Genomic DNA, 3,751 nt, shown 5'->3' with positions numbered 1-3,751 from the left:
CCGGCGACGTGCTGGTGTTCCTGCCCGGCGAGCGCGAGATTCGCGATGCCGCAGAGGCGCTGCGCAAGCACCATCCGCCGCATACGGAAATTCTGCCGCTGTTCGCGCGCCTCTCGGCGGCCGAGCAGGAGCGCGTGTTCCGTTCCTCGAACGCGCGGCGCATCGTGCTGGCTACCAACGTCGCGGAAACCTCGCTGACGGTGCCAGGGATTCGCTACGTCGTCGATACGGGTTTGGCGCGCGTGAAGCGCTATTCGTATCGCAACAAGGTCGAGCAGTTGCAGGTCGAATCGATTTCGCAGGCGGCGGCCAACCAACGGGCCGGTCGTTGCGGCCGGGTCGCCGATGGCGTGTGCATCCGCCTGTACGAGGAGACCGATTTCCAGTCGCGCGTGCGCTTCACCGATCCGGAGATTCTGCGTTCGTCGCTGGCGTCCGTGATTCTGCGGATGAAGTCGCTGCACCTCACCGCGATCGAAACCTTCCCGTTTATCGAACCGCCTCCCGGCCGCGCGATTGCCGATGGTTATCAACTGCTGAACGAACTCGGTGCCGTCGATGACGACAACGAGCTCACGCCGCTTGGCCGCGAACTCGCGCGCTTGCCGCTCGATCCGCGCGTCGGCCGGATGATTCTCGCCGCGCGCGACCAGCAGGCGCTACGCGAAGTGCTGATCATCGCGAGCGCGCTGTCGGTGCAGGATCCGCGCGACCGGCCGATCGAAGCGCAGGAGCAGGCCGATCAGGCGCACCGCCGCTTTGCCGACGAGCGCTCCGAATTCCTGCAATGGCTCAAGATCTGGAACTGGTTCGACGACGCCATCGCGCACAAGAAATCGAACCGGCAGTTGCACGACGAGTGTCGCGCTAACTTTTTGTCGCAACTGCGCCTGCGCGAATGGCGCGACGTGCATTCGCAATTGCTGACGGTGGTGCGCGAACACGGCTGGCGCATCAACGAAGCTGAGGCGACCTTCGAGCAGATTCACCTTGCGCTGTTGACGGGGCTGCTCGGCAATATCGGTCTGAAAGCCGACGACGAGCCTTACTATCTCGGCGCACGCACCATCAAGTTCTATCTGTGGCCGGGTTCGGCGCTGGTGAAGAAAGCCGGCCGCTGGGTGATGGCCGCTGAACTGGTCGAGACGAGCCGGTTGTACGCGCGCTGTATCGCGAAGATCGAGCCGGAGTGGATCGAACAGATCGGCGCGCATCTGCTGAAGAAGTCGCTCTCTGAACCACATTGGGAAAAACGCGCGGCGCAGGTATCGGCTTTTGAGCGTGCCGTGCTGTACGGTCTGCCGATTTACCACCGGCGTCGCGTTAGCTTCGGCAAGCAGGATCCGGCACGGGCGCGTGAGTTGTTCATTCGCGGCGCGTTGGTGGAGGGCGAGTTCGACACCAAGCTCGCTTTCTTTGCGCACAACCGCAAGCTGCTTGCCGATATCGAGCAGCTCGAACACAAATCACGCCGCCAGGACGTGCTGGTCGACGATGAACTGATTTACGCGTTCTACGATCAGGCGCTGCCGCCAGGCATTTACACGGGCGCGTCGTTTGAACGCTGGTATCGAGATGAAGTGAAGAAGGGCGGCCAACCCGAAGACAAGTTGCGTCTGCTGTATTTGTCACGTGATGATCTGATGCGCCACGAGGCCGCTGGCGTGACGACGGATCTGTTCCCGAAACGGATGACGATGTCAGGCGTCGAGATGGCGCTGACCTATCACTTCGAGCCGGGTTCGCCGCGCGACGGCGTGACGCTTGCGGTGCCGCTCTACGCACTGAATCAGGTGGATGCACGGCGCTGCGAATGGCTCGTGCCCGGCATGCTGAAGGAGAAGGCGCAACTGCTGCTCAAGTCGCTGCCGCAAAAGCTGCGACGGCATTGCGTGCCGTTGCCGGAATATGCTGCGGGGTTTGTGGAGCGCAATGGTGGGCCGCGTTTCGGAGCGGGTGGTTTGCTTGAGTCGTTGATTGCGGATGTTCGTGAGCAGACGCAGGTCGCAATGAAGCAGTCCGATTTCAAGCTCGAGACCTTGGGTGCGCATTTGTTCATGAACTTCAAGGTTGTGGACGAGCACGGGCGACAGCTCGCAATGGGACGCAATCTCGCGCAACTGCGCGCGGAGTTGGGCGGCCAGGCGCAGCAGCACTTTCAGAAGATTGCTTCCGGGGCAGCGGGTGTGGCGTTGGCGGGGGCGAGTGGCTCCGGCGACGGGGCGGGCGTTGATAGTGCGGCTGGACGGGGACAAGGGCAGGGGCAGGGCGGAAGCCTGCGCGGCCAGGCCGGTGCAGCAGGTGCTGCGGGCGCAGCTTCACGCGAGGCAGGCGCGGGTAGCGCCGCGCGCGGGCAGGGTGGCGTACCTGTGCCGCAGACCGCCTCGTCAGACGCGCCGGCGACGACCGCGCTCTACGAGAACCTGACGACCTGGAACTTCGGCAAGCTCCCCGATCTGCTGGAAATCCGCCGCGGCGGGCAGACGCTGTTCGGCTATCCGGCGCTGGTCGATCGCGGCACGCATTGCGATGTCGAGGTGTTCGATTCGCCGGACGAAGCCGCGCGCATTCATCGTGCGGGGCTGCGGCGGCTGTTCGCGCTGCAGTTGAAGGAGCCGATCAAGTATCTGGAGAAGAACCTCCCGGGCCTACGTGAGATGGCGATGCAGTTCATGCCGCGCGGCACGCAGGAGGAGTTGCGCGACCAGTTGGTGGATACCGCGCTCGATCGCGCCTGCCTGCAGGACCCGCTGCCGGCCGACGATATTGCGTTCCACACGCGACGCGACGAAGGGCGCAGCCGATTGACCTTGCTCGCACAGGAAATTGCGCGGCTGGTGGGCCAGATTCTCAGCGAATACGCGAGCGTGACTAAGAAGCTGGTGCAGGCGAAGCCGTTTGCGGCGGCCCATGCGGACATGCAGAATCAGCTCGATGCGCTGATCGGCAAACGCTTCGTGATCGATACGCCGTATGCGCAACTTGCGCACTTCCCGCGTTACCTGAAGGGAATCGTGCTACGCATCGACAAGCTCAAAGCCGACCAGGCTCGAGACGCGCGGCAATTTGCCGAGTTTCACCCGCTGTTGCAGAACTATCAGCGCGCGCTGGCGCAGCGTGGTGGGGTGATGGATGCGCGACTAGCGGAATTCCGCTGGATGCTGGAGGAGTTGCGGATCTCGCTTTTTGCGCAGGAGTTGCGTACGCCGATGCCGGTGTCGGTGAAGCGGCTACACAAGGTGTGGGAGTCGATGCAGCGCTGAGGGGTTTGAGTTGCGGATGCTGCTCGTGGTGGCGCTGGTGGTGATCAAGCCGTTTTAGGAAGCGTTATCGCCAGCTATCCGATTGTTGGCTTTCCATGATGAAAAAGGCGGGTTGCTGAAATCAGCAACCCGCCTTTTAAACTTAGGAGTCCGATGCAGGGGAGTCGCTATTAATGCCAGCGTTTCCCCTACATTCCGCGTTTAGAACTCGTAGCCCACTTGTGCGCGCACGCCTGCATCACCCGTCGAGGTGGCCGACACTGCGCCGTTCACCAGCCATTTGTTGTTCATCGAACGGTGGGTGACGCCGACAGCCAGTGCTGTGCCATTCTTATACGCGCCAGCTCCGCCAGCCACAATCGTCTTGCCCGGACCCGACGGTGTCATGTTCGGCATCGCCATTGCTGCGGCGATACCGGCGTACGCGTTCTTCGCGACCTGATTCACCGAGTCTTGCACCGCGTTCACTTGCTGGTCGGTATAGTCCT

The 3,751-nt window shown here is 62.6% G+C and carries 2 protein-coding genes; one reads left to right on the top strand and one right to left on the bottom strand.

Annotated elements, in window-relative coordinates; genetic code table 11:
- A partial coding sequence (gene hrpA / locus M0954_RS19785; protein WP_297355034.1) for an ATP-dependent RNA helicase HrpA occupies window positions 1–3,263 on the top strand: 3,263 nt, incomplete at its 5' end.
- A 201-nt stretch (window positions 3,264–3,464) separates the two neighbouring features.
- Here the strand turns inward: hrpA and M0954_RS19780 are convergent.
- Window positions 3,465–3,751: YadA C-terminal domain-containing protein (locus M0954_RS19780; protein ID WP_297355032.1), on the bottom strand; the 287-nt coding region annotated here is incomplete at its 5' end.

The sequence above is a fragment of the Paraburkholderia sp. genome, assembly GCF_026225065.1.
Classification (GTDB): Bacteria; Pseudomonadota; Gammaproteobacteria; order Burkholderiales; family Burkholderiaceae; genus Paraburkholderia.
Note: the sequence above shows the minus strand (reverse complement) of the source record. Positions and strands in the feature narration are given on the sequence as shown.